12 protein-coding genes are annotated in these 17,346 nt (G+C 55.8%); 2 read left to right on the top strand and 10 right to left on the bottom strand.

Translation table 11 applies throughout. The annotated features are described in order from the left end of the window. Positions 1-222 precede the first annotated feature (222 nt). Together FBY02_RS20775 and FBY02_RS20770 are read left to right on the top strand one after the other, a co-directional pair. Positions 223-1,173, top strand: a complete 951-nt coding sequence (locus tag FBY02_RS20775) for a hypothetical protein (RefSeq protein ID WP_144930052.1) — start codon at positions 223-225, stop codon at positions 1,171-1,173. Further along, complete coding sequence (locus FBY02_RS20770; RefSeq protein WP_144930051.1) at positions 1,170-2,096, top strand: hypothetical protein; 927 nt, start codon at positions 1,170-1,172, stop codon at positions 2,094-2,096. Before FBY02_RS20775 ends, FBY02_RS20770 begins: the two co-directional genes overlap by 4 nt. 644 nt (positions 2,097-2,740) lie before the next feature. Here the strand turns inward: FBY02_RS20770 and FBY02_RS20765 are convergent. The 10 genes from FBY02_RS20765 to atpD form a co-directional block, all read right to left on the bottom strand. Further along, positions 2,741-4,435, bottom strand: coding sequence for a TniQ family protein (locus FBY02_RS20765; RefSeq protein WP_144930050.1), 1,695 nt, complete (start codon positions 4,433-4,435; stop codon positions 2,741-2,743). Between the two features lie 303 nt (positions 4,436-4,738). Further along, positions 4,739-6,403, bottom strand: coding sequence for a TnsD family Tn7-like transposition protein (locus tag FBY02_RS20760; RefSeq protein ID WP_144930049.1), 1,665 nt, complete (start codon positions 6,401-6,403; stop codon positions 4,739-4,741). 15 nt (positions 6,404-6,418) lie between these two features. Then, positions 6,419-7,879 carry an AAA family ATPase gene (locus FBY02_RS20755; protein ID WP_144930048.1) on the bottom strand — a complete coding sequence of 487 codons (1,461 nt, stop codon included), beginning with the start codon at positions 7,877-7,879 and terminating at the stop codon, positions 6,419-6,421. Next, on the bottom strand, positions 7,876-10,044 hold the full coding sequence (locus FBY02_RS20750) for a Mu transposase C-terminal domain-containing protein (protein ID WP_144930047.1): 2,169 nt from the start codon (positions 10,042-10,044) through the stop codon (positions 7,876-7,878). The genes FBY02_RS20755 and FBY02_RS20750 overlap by 4 nt, the downstream gene beginning before the upstream one ends. Then, complete coding sequence (locus FBY02_RS20745) at positions 10,041-10,895, bottom strand: TnsA endonuclease N-terminal domain-containing protein (protein WP_144930046.1); 855 nt, start codon at positions 10,893-10,895, stop codon at positions 10,041-10,043. Before FBY02_RS20745 ends, FBY02_RS20750 begins: the two co-directional genes overlap by 4 nt. A gap of 280 nt (positions 10,896-11,175) precedes the next feature. Continuing rightward, positions 11,176-13,008 carry a glutamine--fructose-6-phosphate transaminase (isomerizing) gene (gene glmS, locus FBY02_RS20740; RefSeq protein WP_144930045.1) on the bottom strand — a complete coding sequence of 611 codons (1,833 nt, stop codon included), beginning with the start codon at positions 13,006-13,008 and terminating at the stop codon, positions 11,176-11,178. A gap of 1 nt (position 13,009) precedes the next feature. Beyond that, positions 13,010-13,786, bottom strand: coding sequence for a DeoR/GlpR family DNA-binding transcription regulator (locus FBY02_RS20735; RefSeq protein ID WP_144930044.1), 777 nt, complete (start codon positions 13,784-13,786; stop codon positions 13,010-13,012). 210 nt (positions 13,787-13,996) lie between these two features. After that, positions 13,997-15,364 carry a bifunctional UDP-N-acetylglucosamine diphosphorylase/glucosamine-1-phosphate N-acetyltransferase GlmU gene (gene glmU, locus FBY02_RS20730; RefSeq protein ID WP_144930043.1) on the bottom strand — a complete coding sequence of 456 codons (1,368 nt, stop codon included), beginning with the start codon at positions 15,362-15,364 and terminating at the stop codon, positions 13,997-13,999. A 114-nt stretch (positions 15,365-15,478) separates the two neighbouring features. Then, positions 15,479-15,904 carry a F0F1 ATP synthase subunit epsilon gene (locus tag FBY02_RS20725; RefSeq protein WP_024777790.1) on the bottom strand — a complete coding sequence of 142 codons (426 nt, stop codon included), beginning with the start codon at positions 15,902-15,904 and terminating at the stop codon, positions 15,479-15,481. A 45-nt stretch (positions 15,905-15,949) separates the two neighbouring features. Next, positions 15,950-17,326 carry a F0F1 ATP synthase subunit beta gene (gene atpD, locus FBY02_RS20720; protein ID WP_042727805.1) on the bottom strand — a complete coding sequence of 459 codons (1,377 nt, stop codon included), beginning with the start codon at positions 17,324-17,326 and terminating at the stop codon, positions 15,950-15,952. Between the last annotated feature and the right edge of the window lie 20 nt (positions 17,327-17,346).

Here is a 17,346-nt window from a genome sequence, read left to right as displayed (position 1 = left end):
TCTGCGCTCGACGGCCAACTGACGCTCAACGCGCCTCACTCGTTCGCAGGGACCGGCTAAAGCGGGCCCCTTAGCTTAGAAAATAGATGATCGATCCCGTTTTCAGCGGCATCCTCTAAGCAAGGCCACCACCAGTATAAGCAGTTCTGGCAACTGCATTTATTTATCGCTTCTGTCGCACTGAAAGCTGTTTGGTAACCACTTTAGTAATGAGGATGGGATATGACACAGCGCTTCACAAGTGAAGAAATACAGGCAGCGCTCGATACGATCACGGATCAGCTAAAGCTAGATGGCAACTTGATCGCCGTCGAGTTCGAAGCAAACGAGACCATCACCGTTCGATACAGGCGAGATATTCCAAAGGATCTGCCTGCGGCTATTTCATTACGGTCGAACGCTGAAGGTTGCGAGCATTCGATTGCAATTAATGCGCGGATCAGCCCGGACATTACGCACGCGCTGGGCGATCCCACGCTTCATCCGCCCAAGCCAGGGGCGGATGAAGCCGTTGAGGGCGCGATGGGCGGCGACAAGTGCTGGAACGTCAACAGCAAGGGGTATGGGACCGTTTCGTTTTATGCAGGTTCTGCGGTCTACATGCAGCAGGGGAGCTGCAATGTGAACATGCGCACTTCGCCCGTTTTGATTAGCAATAACCACGTTATCGCACGTTCCGATGCGGGCAAGTTGGGGGAGGAAATTCAGGTGGAGGGGGCCGGGATGATTGCGCAACTCGATGCTTTCCTACCGCTGCGCTGCAACGGCGACTTGGCGTTTGCGCAGGTAAAGGATTGGAGTCGGGTACGGTCTTGCCAGGTTCGGCGTATCGGCGGCGTCGTCACGAAAGTCAGACGGCCAGTGCTGGGGGAGGACATTCGCAAGTATGGCGCCCGCACCCACTTAACGGGCGGGATCGTGGAGGCGCAGGCCAACATCAATCTGGACAACGGTCATTGGTTCCGCGGCGTTTATCGAACCTCGCGCGGCTTTGGTTGCCCGGGTGATTCCGGATCGGTGGTGGTGGCCAATGACCGGCGCATCCTGGGGCTGTACAGCTGGGGCGAGCGGATTCCGTGCGAGGACGACCCTGCCGGCTGGTTCTGGCCTTTTCCGGTGGAGACCCCGCTCCATGGCGAGCCCCCGGTTGATATCTTCGAGGTGCAGGAATGAGCCGGCTGCCAACTCGCCCGGGGCAGATGGTACAGGGCGTGCTCAAGCCTGTCCTCCATCCGCCATTAAAGTTCATGCAGTTTCACCTCGTGCCGGATTCAATGCCGACCAGAATCACCAATGGTCCGGACGGGAAGCTCTGGTTTCGTGCCGGTCCCAATACCATTGGATGCATTGAAGTGGACGGTCGTAAGCGCCTGTACAAGCGCCCAGACGGCAAGGACTTCTTAGATATCGTGGCTGGGCCCGGTGGCCGCATCTGGTATTGCGATTCCCTTGGTGCTGTGGTGGGCCACATTTCGACGGACGGGACGTTTGAAAGCCGGGAAATCGCGCTGGACAGGCGAAGCCACCCCAGTCATATGACCGTACACGCAAACGGGGAGGTGTGGGTTTCGGGGGCTAATTCGGTAATCAGCGTAATATTGCCGTCTGGAGGGGTGCGAGTCCTGCATAGCGTCAAGAACCAAGGCCTGGTGTTCGGTTCAGATGGGCGCATGTGGGGCGTTGGCCGGGCGCGTATATTCTCGCTAGATGCCGACGGCCAACTGGTGTTCGATATGGCGCTCGACCCGGATGGGTGGCACCTGGTTTCTCCCATACTGTCGGCTAGCGGCGAGCTGTGGTTCGTGGACTTCGAGCGGTACCGAGTTTCGCACCTGCTGCCAAACGGCGACGTGGTCGAGTTCAACTTGGGGGCGGACCGCAAGCCCAACTGCCTCGCGGCCGGCCCGGATGGCGCCATATGGGGTATCGTTCGTGGTGCCGCTCAGATCTTCCGGCTTGCGCCAGATGGCAGTTTCAGTGTGCTAGATGCGCCGCAGGGCGATTCAGGGCTTATCGATATAGTCATGGGCCCCGACAGTAACTTGTGGATGATCGACCATTTCAAGTCGAGAGTCGTCAAGGCGATTCTCTCCTGATGGTGCAAGCAGGCGGTGCAGTTCTTCGGGCTAAGAAGTTGGTGTACGCATTTCTCATTAGCCATATTTTCTGGCGGCTGTGATTTGCAGGAATAGTGGCTGAGTACCTAACAACCACTTTGAGTCCAACGGCTTATCTATCGAATATCGGCGGCGTCGACGTTTGCACGCTGCTTTCTAGGTCACTGGCGGCAATATTGGGCTGTGTTGTTAGCCAGGGCTCATCGACCACAAGGCATCTTCTGCCCCTAGCCCATGCCGTCCCGACCGATTTTGCCAAGCTGGGGGCACTCATTTTGTCGTCAGCCCAGCATCGCGATCATCAGCTTGAGTTCGACACTGCCTTTTGCAAGCGCCCGCTTCTGGCCGGAAGCGGGCAGCGTAAATCAGGCGCCCAGGACGGATTCTATAATCACTCTATAATTGACTATAAAAGCCTATAAAGCCGATTCTAGAGCGTCCTAGCCTCTTCATTGCGAAGCCGGAAAATTCCTTGTGCTAATGGTGCACCTTCGGGGGCTGGCAAACCTATTCAACCTCACGGGTGTGCGGCAGCCGAATACCGGCCATTCGACAGCGTGCCGAGCGGATGGATAATAGTGCATGTCACTTTCATCCAAACCAGGGGCAGCACCACAGGCACCTCACTCACTGCTGCTTTTTTCCAGTTGCTCAGCTACAGCCTTATTCCGGTAGTATGCAGTGCCCCCCAAAACCCGGTTGAAGCCAGGAGGTCCCTGCCAATCCCTTGGCACACCAGTGGACTTAAGCAGGTTTTCTGAGTCCACGCCGTTTCTTAAAAACGCCTCCAAGTCCCACTCAAAAAAACTGACGAGGGTTTGAAAAATAGTGTTTGACACGCTGGAAACCAGACCCAGGCTCCCAGTGTTCATCGGAAGGTTTAGCCTCTTCATATCGGCAAGGGCACAAATTAGCCTTCTCAATCGAAAGTGCCAAACAGACTCCATGAGGAGTTCAGCCTGATGAGAAGCCAAGGGGAATCTACGTTTACGTAATTTTGGGCAGGGAGGTAAACGCACGGGTAGGAGTTTCTGCAGATTACTGAGATTAACCCGCTTCTGTCCTTTGGAAATTCGATAAAGATCCTCAGCACCCGCTAGAAGAACGGCAGCAAACGCGCTATCTCGGGGATCGCTAACCTCCTCGACTACTTCAGGTACGTGCTTTGGCATACTGAGCTTTTCCATCAACCATGCGTTGTCGTGCTCCGTAAGCCAGCGGGTGGCTTGGTAAGCGTTATCCCAGAGATACCCCAAATCGACATTCGCTCGTACAGCCAAGATCGTGTTTATTTTCTGACGATGCTGCGCCTTCCTACCAAGCTGAGGCTTTTCCAACTTTAAACGTAATTTTGCACTTGCCGCGTGCCGAAGAATGAGTTCTTTCTGCAAGGCGGCCTCAAAGTCATCCGCGCTCCCAAATAAATGCTGCGCAATAATCATATGCCGGGCGAGGGGCATATCCATCTGGCCATTGTAAAATCTAAACCGTATCCATTGATCGTGTTTACCTGCTTCATAAGCTTTGTCCATTCGAGACAGGGCTTCATCTCCATATTTCGTGCGGATACTGTCAAATAGCTTCGCAGTACCGACAAGGTTTCCGTGTACGAAACCTCGCTTTCTGCATTGTCGTACATAACTTGCGCCTAACGTTTCACAACTCATTAGCGGAAACTTACGCTGCAGTACTTCGTAGGCGAACTGCGCAAAATTCTTTTCCAGCACAGTGCCCTGCTTAACTGTCGAAGGATCGAGAGCGCTCCAGCCGCATACACACGGATCAGTCGGATTTGGAAGCAGCCTAAGCTTACGGAAGAACGGGTGAGAGCATTTGGGGCACGCGTGCATCAGCGGCTCACCATGGCGCCAGCAGACGGACACACCTGGCAAATGGTGTGAGCGATGCCAGTATGCGTATCCCGTTTCAAGCAGATCCTGCTGCACACAGGTGGAGCAGAGCTTAGCCTTCCCGTGGACCGCACCCTCTCGGCGGGGAATACGAGCAACCCCAAATAAACTGGAGCCTGCTGGGGCATTCTCCGCCCCTTGGCTAACCCCTAGAAAGGGCCTGTACGCTGGAAACAGCGTATTGGTACAGATCAGCTCGTCGAGATTGCTTTCTGGATCTCCAGGTAGTCTGGCAGCAAGCACTTCAATCTGCTTTGGCAGAAGCCCTACGCTGAAGGGTGCCGAGCCAAATAGGTCTTGGAAGGTTTCAGCTGCAGTCCTGTTACCTGACAGGAAGTGGTAGCGCGTGATACGAGAATGCAACATCTCGTCCGGCATGGACATGGGGAAAAATAGCAGATCAGACATCGATAATTAACTAGCGAGATAAGGCCTGGAAGTACACGCATTCTACGATGCGGCGTATTTTTAACACATAACATATAGTTTTACAGAGGAAGGATATTAAAAGCACACGAAAATATGGCGGACGGGTGCCACACCGATTTTGCACTCTCACACATTTTTGCGAAAAGCAGTTAACTAATATAAATCAGGTTTGCACCAGCCATATCACGGGCCACACCCTAATGAGGGTCTTACGAAGGCTCACACTTTCTTAAAAATATGTACGAAGAAAAGTGGAACAGTGCCGCACAGTGGTGCACGTGACTACGGTCTGATGCAAGCAGTCCGATACAACGCTGACCGGGTTACGCTTCGCTGCTCGTCTGCCAGCTTCTCCTTGGCCCACTGCAGGCGACGAGCGTGAAACTCCTCAATAGACTCGCACGTCTGCTCCAGTGCTCTGGCGCAAAGGGGTAGCTTGGAGAGTTGTTTCTCAAGGCGTGAAAGGACATGCAGCTCTCGCCCTATCCTAGCGCGCGAGATCAAAATAGGCTTTCCCGATCCTGCTCGAAGGCGCTGCACACAGCACCTGATCTGATCAGCAAGATTCGCGTCGAGAGTAGCGAATGTATCGGTGTTATCAGCGCGGCTTGTATGAGTACCTGCATGTTTGGCGATGCAGCCTGAGAGCCAGTTTCGATCATGGCGATACAGCCACATGTAATCTTTGCATTGGTGAGCTTGCAGGCCCCGATATTCAACCTCGAAAGTAGCTCGGCGCCTGTGGCGCTCGCTTTGAAATCTTGCGTCTTTCCAGACCTGCGAGCCGCCATCGACGGTACGAATGGTTCGATACACATACACTTGGGAGACTCCAAGCGCAGAGGCGATCTGCCGAGCCTCGCACCCTGCAAGTGCTAGTTCCCAAACAGCAGCAGGTAAGCCTTCTAGCCCCTCTAGCAGGGCCTTAGAAAGTTTCGTTTTTGGGTAGCCGACACCAGTTGGCGATGATCGCTTAACAGCTGGCGTTGATGGTTTGTCGCTGCACTGGAGATGAGCCAGATCAACCCCAAGGGCGGTGGCCAGCACAATGTATTTGAGTGGGTGGTGCGTATGCCTTGGCCTCCGTAGCAGCTTGGTGACCCAAGTCGCGGGTAGATCTGCGGGTGACTCTCCTAGAATCGAGTATTCCCAAGCTGCAGGCAGAGCGTTGAAAACGCCGGCCATATGTGCGGCCAAACGGCATAGATCCAGCCGGTGCGATGCGCCATGGGTCAGGCCTAACTCTACAGCTCTTTGAACAAAGCAAGAGCGCACTGCAGTGGGTGAAAGAGGTTTGAGGTCTAGCGCAAGCAATTGCATTGATCGGAGCGCTATTTGACGCAGCGCTGGATAAGCCTCCAGATCAGCATCGACCTGATATGAATGAGCTTGTACATCGTCTTCGTCAGGCAGGTGGAGCTGCCATGAGTTGCGGCTATACCAACTGGGATCCACCATCTTGAGCGAATGGCCGTGGTGGGGACATACCAATACACCGGGAAGCTGGTGAACACGGTGCCAGTACGCTGCGCCAACCCGAACGATATCCTCATTGAGGCAAGCAGGACAGAATCGTACTCTCGAAGCGACCTCGATCCGACTGGCGTTGACTCCTAATTTCAGCATCAGCCACTTGCCGGCCCCGGCCATTGAGGTACGAGCATGCTGCACCTGATCGTCGGTGAGAAAGGGCGCGTAATAGGGCAGAACGGTATGGCATGTAATTATTTTGGATACCGAGAGATCCGTGGCAGGTGGAAGTGACTCGGCTAAGTCACCCAATCGACAGGGAAACGCTACGTTCTGTGTGTATGAGATTGCAGCCCTATCGCCAGCGAAAGCGGCTTTTCGGCTATGCCCGCCACAAAGCCGGGCATAGCGGGATAGGACACTGTGAAGCGTCTCGTCGGGGAACGCAGCAGGGAAGAAATGGAATTTCAGCTCCATTACACGACCCTCGAATCATGGTCGGCGGTAGGCCGGCGAGAACTCGAAGAGATCCCTGGTTATCCAGCCAGCTGACTTCAGTTCTGCAAGGGTGTCGGGATGCTCGCTGAACACCTTCGCTTCAGAAGCCTCCACGGCAACTGCTGAAGGCGCATTAGGTTTGCTCACAGTAGCTTCCGGTAACGCAGTATTTGCCCGTGCAGCTGGAGTTATGCCTCGAAGCAAAGCGAGACGGTCTGCTCGCCCAAGTCCGTTGAACGCCATCATTTCCATCAACTGCTCCTCTATGGGAAGCAGGTCGTCGAACTTGCGCATGCGACTAGGGTCGCGACTACGCAGAGCCGATAGCGCTGGCCTGAGTATTTGCATCTTGGAATTGCTTACTTTGACGATCGTCTCGGCAGTCAGACACTCGGAGCCACTCTGAATTGCATAGCGCTGGCTCAGCACCAATAACTTAACTAGGAAGTCAGTCACACCCTGGGTGTGCTCGTACAGCGCGTCAAAAATCTCAGGAGTCAGTTCAGCGGCCTGCTTGCACCACTGATAGCTCCAAAGGTTCTCGACTAGAAAACGCCACTCGTCATCCTCCTTCTCGAAGCGCTTGAACTCGATCATCCCCCCACCGCAACTGCGCCTGGCGACACGCATTACGTCCGAGAACAGACTGACCATCGAATTCGTCCCGATGAACACGACCGGGATACCGATATTGTTCACCAGGTGAAGGAAGAAATTCAGCATGCTTTCCTTACCCCCGGTCTTGGCCAGGTGAAGGTTCTGCAGCTCATCAATGAGCAAGGCGCCGATAAAAAACGTGCTGGCTACCTGTTCCATCTGCTGAAGCGCATCGTTGATATTTCGATGCCGGTGGCGCTTGTGGTAGTCCTGATCGCCGAGTGCCTGGCCAACCGCGTGGAAGAACTGCTGACAAAATCCAGCCAACGAGCCATCTCGTGGACAATCAAGCTTGAGCCAGGTGATCTGGGTGTGGACGAATTGCTGACCCTCATAACGCTCATGTCGGATCGTCTGAGGGTACAAGCTTAAAATGGCATGCAGTGCGGTGGACTTCCCAATACCACTCAGTCCCACAACGCTGAAAGTGTCAGCTGTTGATTTGAAAGCATCGTGATAGCGCTGAGCCCCTGACAAAGAATGCAGGTGCCTGACTGTGGAGGCGCTAGTTGGATTACGGCCAACATATCCACGACGGATCAGCAGAGATAACAGGGACTCTAGCTCTAGGTGCAGCAGAAACGGCTGCACAACCGTCCTCAAGCGATCAATACAGTGAATCCGCATTGCCCCGTCGAGCTCTAGCTCCTCAGGTGCTACCGGCTGGGGAAAATTTGATATCAGCTCGGCAGCCGCCGCTTCGTCAAGAATTGGTGGCAGCGCTTCGATCAGAGGGTTTCCCGCGTACTCAGTGATGGCCTGCTTCGTATAGCTCGCAAGAGCTTTAGCACCTCTCATTTGGGCTGCCCCGGGCGAACTCTTTTGAGTAAATCGATAACCTGCGCGGTGCGCGGCCCAGCGTACGACTCTCTGACAATGGAAGGGCTCTGAGCATCAGGTTGAACGGGATCCGCACGTATACCGTCAGGTACAGTCGCCTGCTCTCTCTCCAATAACCGCTCTTCCGTACGATTCTCGCGGATATTCGCCACTGCTTCAGCCTTAGAGCCGGCTGCGGGTTCAAGCTTTTTCTCGGCCATTGCATTGCCGACAATTTGCTCAACTTTATCGACCAGGCCAACTTGGCTTTCCCGTTCAGCTCGTCTGTGAGCTGGTGGCACTTGCCTGTAGGCCTCCAGGAGGTCGTAGATCTCGTCCGAGCGATAATCCGCATACTTCGCATCCGACCTCCGCAGGTCGCAACGCAGGAACTCCTTGTTCTCGTCCTGGATCCAGATGTGCGCCGCAGAGTTCGGATCAAACCAGCAATCAATCGCCCAGACGCCATTGCGACGCGCTTTTGCGAACCAGTTTTTTTCGATAGCCATCTCGCAGAGATAATGCATGCCGCGAAACAACACGCCACCTTTTTGGACGGTGGCCCTTTCCCGAGGCAGCAGATTGAGATAAATCAGCTCGTCAGGTCGCTTGTTAGGCTGGATAAGGTCGTTCTCTAACGCCCACCTCCAGATCCCCATCGGAGTGGGCTCCACGCCATCGTTCATCATCGCCTGGGTAAGACGATCCGGCTGTCGGTGGAAACGGTTGTAGTGAAGAATGCACTCGATGAGGACTTGGGTGAACTCCTTCAAATTCAGCGTCGCGTCGAGCCGATAATCACGCTCACCGCGTTCCTTCTCTCGGGCTGCTACTCCGCCGGGGAGCCACCTAATACCGGTTAAGTCGTTCAGGATGCCGAAGCGGCTCTCGACCATCGGTTTCCAATCCGGTCGGTATGGCGGGGCTGTCCCCATATCGATACCCAGGCCAGACGCGAGCCCCTCAGCAGCAGCCCCCAACATTTCACCTCTATCGGCGTAGATTTGATGTGGCAGATGACGACAGTCCCAATCCTCAGGAGTGATATCAACACCGTTTTGCGCGCAGAACTCAACCTTGGAGGTGAACGCGTTGAACAGCGCCTGTCGAGCTCCGTTCCAGCTAGGCCCCTCAAGGCCTACATAAAGGCCAACGATCATCCCTGAGAAACTGTCGACTACGATGTACACCACGGGGCGACCGATAAGCATTCGTCGGGAGTAGCTGTTGACCAAGTAAATGTCAGCGATGGTCGCGTCGATCTCGAATTGATGACAAGGGCCTCTAAGCCAGTCGCGGACGGTACCGGATAATGGACGGCAATCCTTCAGCCACTTCGTCAACCCCATGCGTCCACGATCAGTCTCGGTATCATCAAAGAACTGCTTTCCCCAGTAATTAAACTGGTTAAACGTTGGAATTTCAGATTGAGGAAGCAATACGACCTCGTTTTCGGGATTTTTAGAAAGCCGCTTCTCCGAATAATATTTATTGAGCATTTTGTTGTACGCGCTATCAATCGTCGACTTCTTGTTCTTTACGTAAAGCGCGTAACAAACCCGGATACACTTCTTGTCGATATCGCTTAGTAATTTGGCAGGCGACACTAACAACCCTTGAAACCTTGGTTTTCGTCCCGGCGGCTTATCAACGGAGTAATTACGACTCCCAACACCTACAGCAGAATAGTTGTTAAGAAGCGCATTTCTTACTTGCCCGTAAAACCAGTATCGATACAACAAACGATATAGCGTTTTACGCTGCACACCCGCCTCAGCGGCGCGATCACTTACCAATCGGCCCATCTCGCCATGAACAAATATTCGCCCTGGATAGGCCGGGTCCAAAAGTGGCGCAATCAGAGCCCATTTTTGGTCTCTATCACGCCTCGCGCGCTCGTCGAGATCTTCTTCCAAAACCAGTAGAAATTCTGGCACTGCCATCACCACAGGCTTTGTATCGCCTGATACCAATGACACCCTGAATTCCTCAAGACCAATCGAATACGGCTTCCTGGGAGGATCCGTTAGATCCATAACAATCAGTGCGTCGTGCTTCTCGTCGAGGTGAATTGCTCTCGCCATAGTAGAGAGCAAGGAGAGTTCCGTGACAGGCTCAAAGACGTCATTAACTGAAATTTTCATGACGACTTCTCGCTCAGTGTGGATATTTCAGTGGGATAAACAACACTGAAGTCTGGCAAAGGTGACTTGAGCTGTAACGGCGCACCACTTAAGTCAATCCTAATAGTTTTCCGCCAGATCAAATTAAAGAAAATGTCGCGAGCATCGGTATACGGTATGGATAATCGGTGTCCAATCTTCCGCAAGCTCTCCGACGTTGACCAAGGGCAACCCTTTATTGATTCAAGTATCTCGATGAATTGCAAATGCAGCGGGACATCCATCAAGGCACGAGGCAATTTGGCAAATTTGCGAAGAAATACGAGATTCAGGATCAAATCGGGCGTAAACAACTCCTCCGTTACGATGCTCCAGTCTACACCTTGGCTCACCCAGAACCGTCTCTCGACTTCGAGTTTTTCTAACGTGCGAGCACAGCCTTTTCCTTGAAGGTCTTTCGCGTATTTGATCGTCCTGGCAACGGACTTTACGTCTCCATTTGGCTGCTTTACAGACAGCAAAAAGTCAGTGGTCATTACCATAGGAACAGAGGTCGTTTTGTATTTTGGATACCGTACACCGATAGCCCTGGCGATCGCCTGGGTGCTCTCCACCGGCAGTAGGGGATACTGCTCGCGGATATCTACGACGTCCTCTGAAAACTCACAGAGTAAAAAGTACGCTCGTTCAAGGTCGGATAAGAGGTGATGAATTCGATCAATCTTAACACCTTGGATTTTCCAGGAACGCCCCATCGAAGGGACATCCTGAACACGTAACCAAGGCACATACTCAGCTCCGGCGCCAGCTCCAAACCCATTGGCGATGTGCCGTTCGATATCCTGATTTGAAGCAAACCTACGACCTCGCACCCGCCCTCCTAAGTCCGTCCGGACCGCTCCCCTCGTTCGGCAAGAGAGTAGTTATAGGAAAACATGAGCTCACAAGCTGCCATGTCGTAGGGCTTTCCAGAATACTCCTGCTGAAAATTGAGGCAGCGGCTCCTGACAAACGGCCTAGCATAGAAACAGAAAACCCCTGTAGATACAGGGGCTTACGGTTAGTGTCAAACTATAATAGCTTGTGTCAGACTTTATTATTTTGTGTCAATCTTTATTCCGTGAAGCCAGTCCTGTTCGACAGCTGCACTCTTTACTCCACCGTCACAGACTTCGCCAGGTTCCGCGGCTGGTCCACGTCAGTACCCTTGAGCACAGCCACGTAGTACGACAGCAACTGCAGTGGAATGGTGTAGAGAATCGGCGCCAGGCTGTCATGGATGTGCGGCATGTGCACCACGTGATTCCCTTCGCCATTGGTCATGCCGGCCTTTTCGTCGGCGAAGACGATCAACTGGCCGCCACGGGCGCGCACTTCCTGGAGGTTGGACTTGAGCTTTTCCAACAGCTCGTTGTTCGGCGCCACGGTGACCACCGGCATGTCGTTGTCCACCAGGGCCAGCGGGCCGTGCTTGAGTTCGCCGGCCGGGTAGGCTTCGGCGTGGATGTAGGAGATTTCCTTAAGCTTCAGGGCGCCTTCCATCGCCACCGGGAATTGCGCGCCACGGCCCAAGAACAGCGTGTGGTTCTTCTCGGCGAACAGTTCGGCGATTTTTTCCACAGTGCTATCCATCGCCAGGGCTTCACCCAAACGAGCCGGCAGACGACGCAGTTCTTCCACCAGTTTCGCCTCTACGCCCTCGGCCAAAGTCCCACGCACCTGGCCCAACGACAAGGTCAACAACAACAGGGCGACCAACTGGGTGGTGAAGGCCTTGGTCGAAGCCACGCCGATTTCACGGCCGGCCTGGGTCAACAGGGTCAGGTCGGATTCGCGCACCAGCGAGCTGATGCCGACGTTGCAGATCGCCAGGCTGGCAAGGAAACCCAGGGCCTTGGCATTGCGCAGGGCCGCCAGGGTGTCGGCGGTTTCACCGGACTGGGAGATCGTGACGAACAGCGTATCCGGTTGCACCACCACCTTGCGGTAACGGAACTCACTGGCAACTTCCACCTGGCACGGGATACCAGCCAATTCCTCCAGCCAGTAACGGGCGACCATGCCGGCGTGATAACTGGTGCCGCAGGCGACGATCTGCACATTGCGCACCTTGGCAAACAATTCGGCGGCCTGTGGGCCGAAGGCCTGGACCAATACCTGGTTCTGGCTCATGCGGCCTTCCAGGGTACGTTGCACCACAGCCGGTTGTTCGTGGATTTCTTTGAGCATGAAGTGACGGAACTCGCCTTTGTCGGCGGCTTCGGCACCGTCCTGGTACTGCACCGTCTCGCGCTCTACCGCTTTGCCATCAAGATCCCAGATCTGCACGCTGTCGCGGCGAATTTCAGCGATGTCGCCTTCTTCCAGGTACATGAAACGGTCGGTGACCTGACGTAGCGCCAACTGGTCCGACGCGAGGAAGTTCTCCCCAAGACCCAGGCCGATCACCAGCGGGCTGCCACTGCGGGCCGCCACCAGGCGATCCGGTTGTTTCGCACTGATCACCGCCAGGCCATAGGCACCGTGGAGCTCCTTGACGGTCGCTTTGAGGGCCAGCGTCAGGTCTATCAGCTCCTTGAGCTTGTGATTGAGCAGATGGGCGATGACCTCAGTGTCGGTGTCCGAGGTGAAGACGTAGCCCGAGGCCTTGAGCTGCTCGCGCAGGGCTTCGTGATTCTCGATGATGCCGTTGTGCACCACCGCCAGGTCGCCGGAGAAATGCGGGTGGGCATTGCGCTCGCACGGCGCACCGTGGGTGGCCCAACGGGTGTGGGCAATGCCCAGGCGACCGATCAGCGGCTCGGCTTCCAGTGCCTGTTCCAACTCACTGACCTTGCCCGGCCGACGCATGCGTGCAAGCTGCCCGTCGTGGGTGAGCACCGCCACACCCGCGCTGTCATAGCCACGGTATTCCAGGCGCTTGAGGCCTTCGAGCAGGATGGCTGTGATGTTGCGTTCAGCAACGGCGCCGACAATTCCACACATGTTATTTCTCCTGGCTGACAGATGCGCAGATCACCTGGATGCCACGCGCCTGAATCTGATCGCGGGCCTCCACGGGCAGGCGATCATCGGTAATGAGGGTATGGACGCTGCTCCACGGCAGTTCCAGGTTGGGGATCTTGCGGCCGACCTTGTCGGCCTCCACCATCACGATCACTTCGCGGGCAACTTCAGCCATGACACGGCTCAGCCCCAGCAGTTCGTTGAAGGTGGTCGTGCCACGAACCAGATCGATGCCGTCGGCACCGATGAACAACTGGTCGAAGTCATAGGAACGCAGGACCTGTTCGGCGACCTGACCCTGGAAGGATTCGGAATGCGGGTCCCAGGTACCGCCAGTCATCAACAATACCGGTTCGTGTTCCAGTTCGTTCAAGGCACTGGCAACGTGCAGCGAATTGGTCATGACCACCAATCCCGGTTGCAGGCCGAGTTCGGGAATCATGGCGGCGGTGGTGCTGCCGCTGTCGATGATGATCCGTGCGTGTTCGCGAATCCGCTTCACTGCAGCCCGGGCAATGGCTTGCTTGTACTTCGAGACGGTCAGTGCGTTATCGGCGACCAACTCCTGCGGCATTGGTATCGCGCCACCGTAGCGACGTAATAGCAGGCCATTGGTTTCCAGGGCGGCCAGGTCCTTGCGAATCGTAACTTCCGAGGTTTCGAAGCGCTTGGCCAGCTCGTCCACACTCACTTCACCCTGGTCCTGGAGCAAGGCTAGGATGTTGTGGCGGCGTTGGGGAGTGTTGCGCTTCGACATGACGGTTTAAGTTTCGATTCGAAAGATAACGTAAGCAATCAAAACCTATTGTGCTGCGATCGTCAAGGCCGAGGGAGAAAAATTCAGAAATGATCGAGTACATGTGGGAGCGGGCTTGCTCGCGAAAGCGGTGGGTCAGCTTGCATCTAATTCGAATGTGCCGACGCCTTCGCGAGCAAGCCCGCTCCCACAGGGTGACTGTGGATAACTTTAAGGTTTCTTGATTTTTTCCGGACGTTTCCAGCCGTCGATATTCTTCTGGCGCGCACGCCCCACAGCCAGTTGTTGGTTATCCACATTCTGCGTAATGGTCGAACCAGCCGCCGTGGTCGCACCGCTGGAAATATCCACAGGCGCCACCAGGGAGTTGTTGGAGCCGATGAACACGTCCTCGCCCAGCACCGTCCTCCACTTGTTCGCGCCATCGTAGTTGCAGGTGATGGTGCCGGCACCAATGTTGGTGCGGGCGCCGATTTCAGCGTCACCCAGGTAGGTCAGGTGACCGGCCTTGGCGCCTTCACCCAGATGGGCGTTCTTCAGTTCGACAAAGTTCCCCACATGGGCGCGGGCTTCCAGCACGGAGCCAGGACGCAAACGGGCAAACGGGCCAGCATCGCTGCCCTCACCCATCACCGCACCGTCCAGGTGACTGTTGGCCTTGATCACCACGCCTTTGCGCAGGGTGCTGTCCTTGATCACGCAGTTCGGACCGATGACCACGTCGTCTTCGATAACCACCTTGCCCTCGAGGATCACGTTGATGTCGATGACCACGTCGCGGCCGACGCTGACATCACCTCGAACATCGAAACGGGCCGGGTCACGCAGGGTTACGCCCTGGGCCATCAGGCGGCGAGCGGCGCGCAACTGATAGTGGCGTTCCAGCTCGGCCAGCTGCCGACGGTCATTGGCACCCTGCACTTCCATCGCATCCAGCGGTTGCTCAGTGGCAACCACCAGGCCGTCTGCCACCGCCATGGCGATGACGTCGGTCAGGTAGTACTCGCCTTGGGCGTTGTTGTTCGACAGGCGACTCATCCAGTCACCCAGGTGCCCGGCCGGCAGCGTCAGGATCCCGGTATTGCACTCGGTAATGGCGCGTTGGGCTTCGTTGGCATCCTTCTGCTCGACGATGGCAGTGACCTGGCCGTCGGCGTCGCGCACGATGCGACCGTAGCCGGTAGGGTCGTCCAGCTCGACGGTCAACAGGCCCAGTTGCTGCGGGCCTACATGCTTGAGCAGGCGCAGCAAGGAGTCGACTTCGATCAGCGGCACATCACCGTAAAGAACCAGCACCGTGTCAGCGGTAATGAACGGCACCGCCTGGGCCACCGCGTGACCTGTCCCGAGTTGTTTATCCTGCAGGACAAAATTCAAGTCATCGGCGGCCAGCCGTTCACGCACGGCATCGGCACCGTGGCCGATCACCACGTGAATGCGCTGTGGATCGAGTTGGCGAGCGCTGTGGATAACATGACCGAGCATGGAGTTGCCAGCGATCGGATGCAGTACCTTGGGCAGCGCCGAACGCATGCGAGTGCCTTGGCCGGCCGCGAGGATAACGATTTCGAGAGACATGACTGGTACCAATCCTGGGTGGTCAACGACTGCGACCAGATGATGAGAGTCGTGAAAAGAAAAAAGGGTAGCCGAGGCTACCCTTTTTAATCAATCGCACAGAAAGCAGACGGCTTAGCCGCCGAACTTCTTGCGGATCTGCTGGACGGTGCGCAGCTGGGCTGCGGCCTCGGCCAGACGTGCAGCAGCAGAACCGTAGTCGAAGTCTGCGCCTTTTTCATGCAGGGCCTTCTCGGCAGCCTTGACGGCTTCCTGAGCGGAGGCTTCGTCCAGGTCGGCAGCACGTTGCACGGTGTCGGCAAGGACCTTGACCATGTTCGGCTGAACCTCGAGGAAACCACCAGAGATGTAGAACACCTCTTTTTCCCCGCCCTGCTTGGTCAGACTAATCGGACCTGGCTTCAAGCTGGTGATCAGCGGTGCGTGCCCCAGAGCGATACCAAGATCCCCCAGCTCACCATGCGCAACCACAAACTCGACCAGACCGGAGAAAATTTCCCCTTCCGCACTGACGATATCGCAATGGACTGTCATAGCCATCTGATTGCCTCAACCTAAATTAGCGCCCGTTGCCGGGCGCCGGGATTACAGTTTCTTGGCTTTCTCGATCGCTTCTTCGATGCCGCCGACCATGTAGAACGCTTGTTCTGGCAGGTGGTCGTAGTCACCGTTGAGGATGCCTTTGAAGCCAGCAATGGTGTCTTTCAGGGAAACGTATTTACCCGAAGCACCGGTGAAGACTTCAGCCACGAAGAACGGCTGCGACAAGAAGCGCTGGATCTTACGAGCACGGGCTACCAACTGCTTGTCGGTTTCCGACAGCTCGTCCATGCCCAGGATCGCGATGATGTCCTTCAGCTCTTTGTAGCGCTGCAGCACGTACTGAACGCCACGAGCGGTCTCGTAGTGCTCGGTGCCGATCACGTTCGGATCCAGCTGACGGGAAGTCGAGTCCAGTGGGTCTACCGCTGGGTAGATACCCAGGGAAGCGATGTCACGGGACAGTACGACGGTGGCGTCCAAGTGGGCGAAGGTGGTCGCTGGCGACGGGTCGGTCAAGTCGTCCGCTGGTACGTATACCGCCTGGATCGAGGTGATCGAGCCTTGCTTGGTCGAAGTGATGCGCTCTTGCAGCACGCCCATCTCTTCAGCCAGGGTCGGCTGGTAACCTACTGCCGAAGGCATACGGCCCAGCAGTGCGGATACTTCGGTACCGGCCAGGGTGTAACGGTAGATGTTGTCGACGAACAGCAGAACGTCGTTACCTTCGTCACGGAACTTCTCGGCCATGGTCAGGCCGGTCAGGGCTACGCGCAGACGGTTTCCCGGCGGCTCGTTCATCTGGCCATAGACCAGTGCCACTTTGTCCAGAACGTTGGAATCCTTCATCTCGTGGTAGAAGTCGTTACCCTCACGAGTACGCTCACCCACACCGGCGAACACGGAATAACCGCTGTGCTCGATGGCGATGTTACGGATCAGTTCCATCATGTTTACGGTCTTGCCTACACCGGCACCACCGAACAGACCGACTTTACCGCCCTTGGCAAACGGGCAAACCAGGTCGATAACCTTGATGCCGGTTTCCAGCAGGTCGTTGCCGCCCGCTTGCTCAGCGAAGGACGGCGCAGGACGGTGAATGCCCCAACGCTCTTCTTCGCCGATCGGACCCGCTTCGTCGATCGGGTTGCCCAGTACGTCCATGATCCGGCCCAGGGTCGCTTTACCGACCGGTACGGAGATGGCTGCGCCAGTGTTGTTGACGTCCAGACCGCGCTTCAAGCCCTCGGTGGAGCCCATCGCAATGGTACGAACCACGCCGTCGCCCAGCTGCTGCTGAACTTCGAGGGTGGTTTCGGCGCCTTGAACCTTCAAGGCGTCGTAGATGCTCGGTACGCTGTCGCGTGGGAATTCCACGTCGATAACGGCGCCGATGATTTGAACGATACGTCCGCTACTCATAGCTGGATCCTCTGAATATT

The organism is Pseudomonas sp. SJZ078 (genome assembly GCF_007828255.1).
GTDB lineage: Bacteria > Pseudomonadota > Gammaproteobacteria > Pseudomonadales > Pseudomonadaceae > Aquipseudomonas.
The sequence above is the reverse complement of the archived record's forward strand: the minus strand, read 5'-3'. Positions and strand labels throughout refer to the sequence as shown.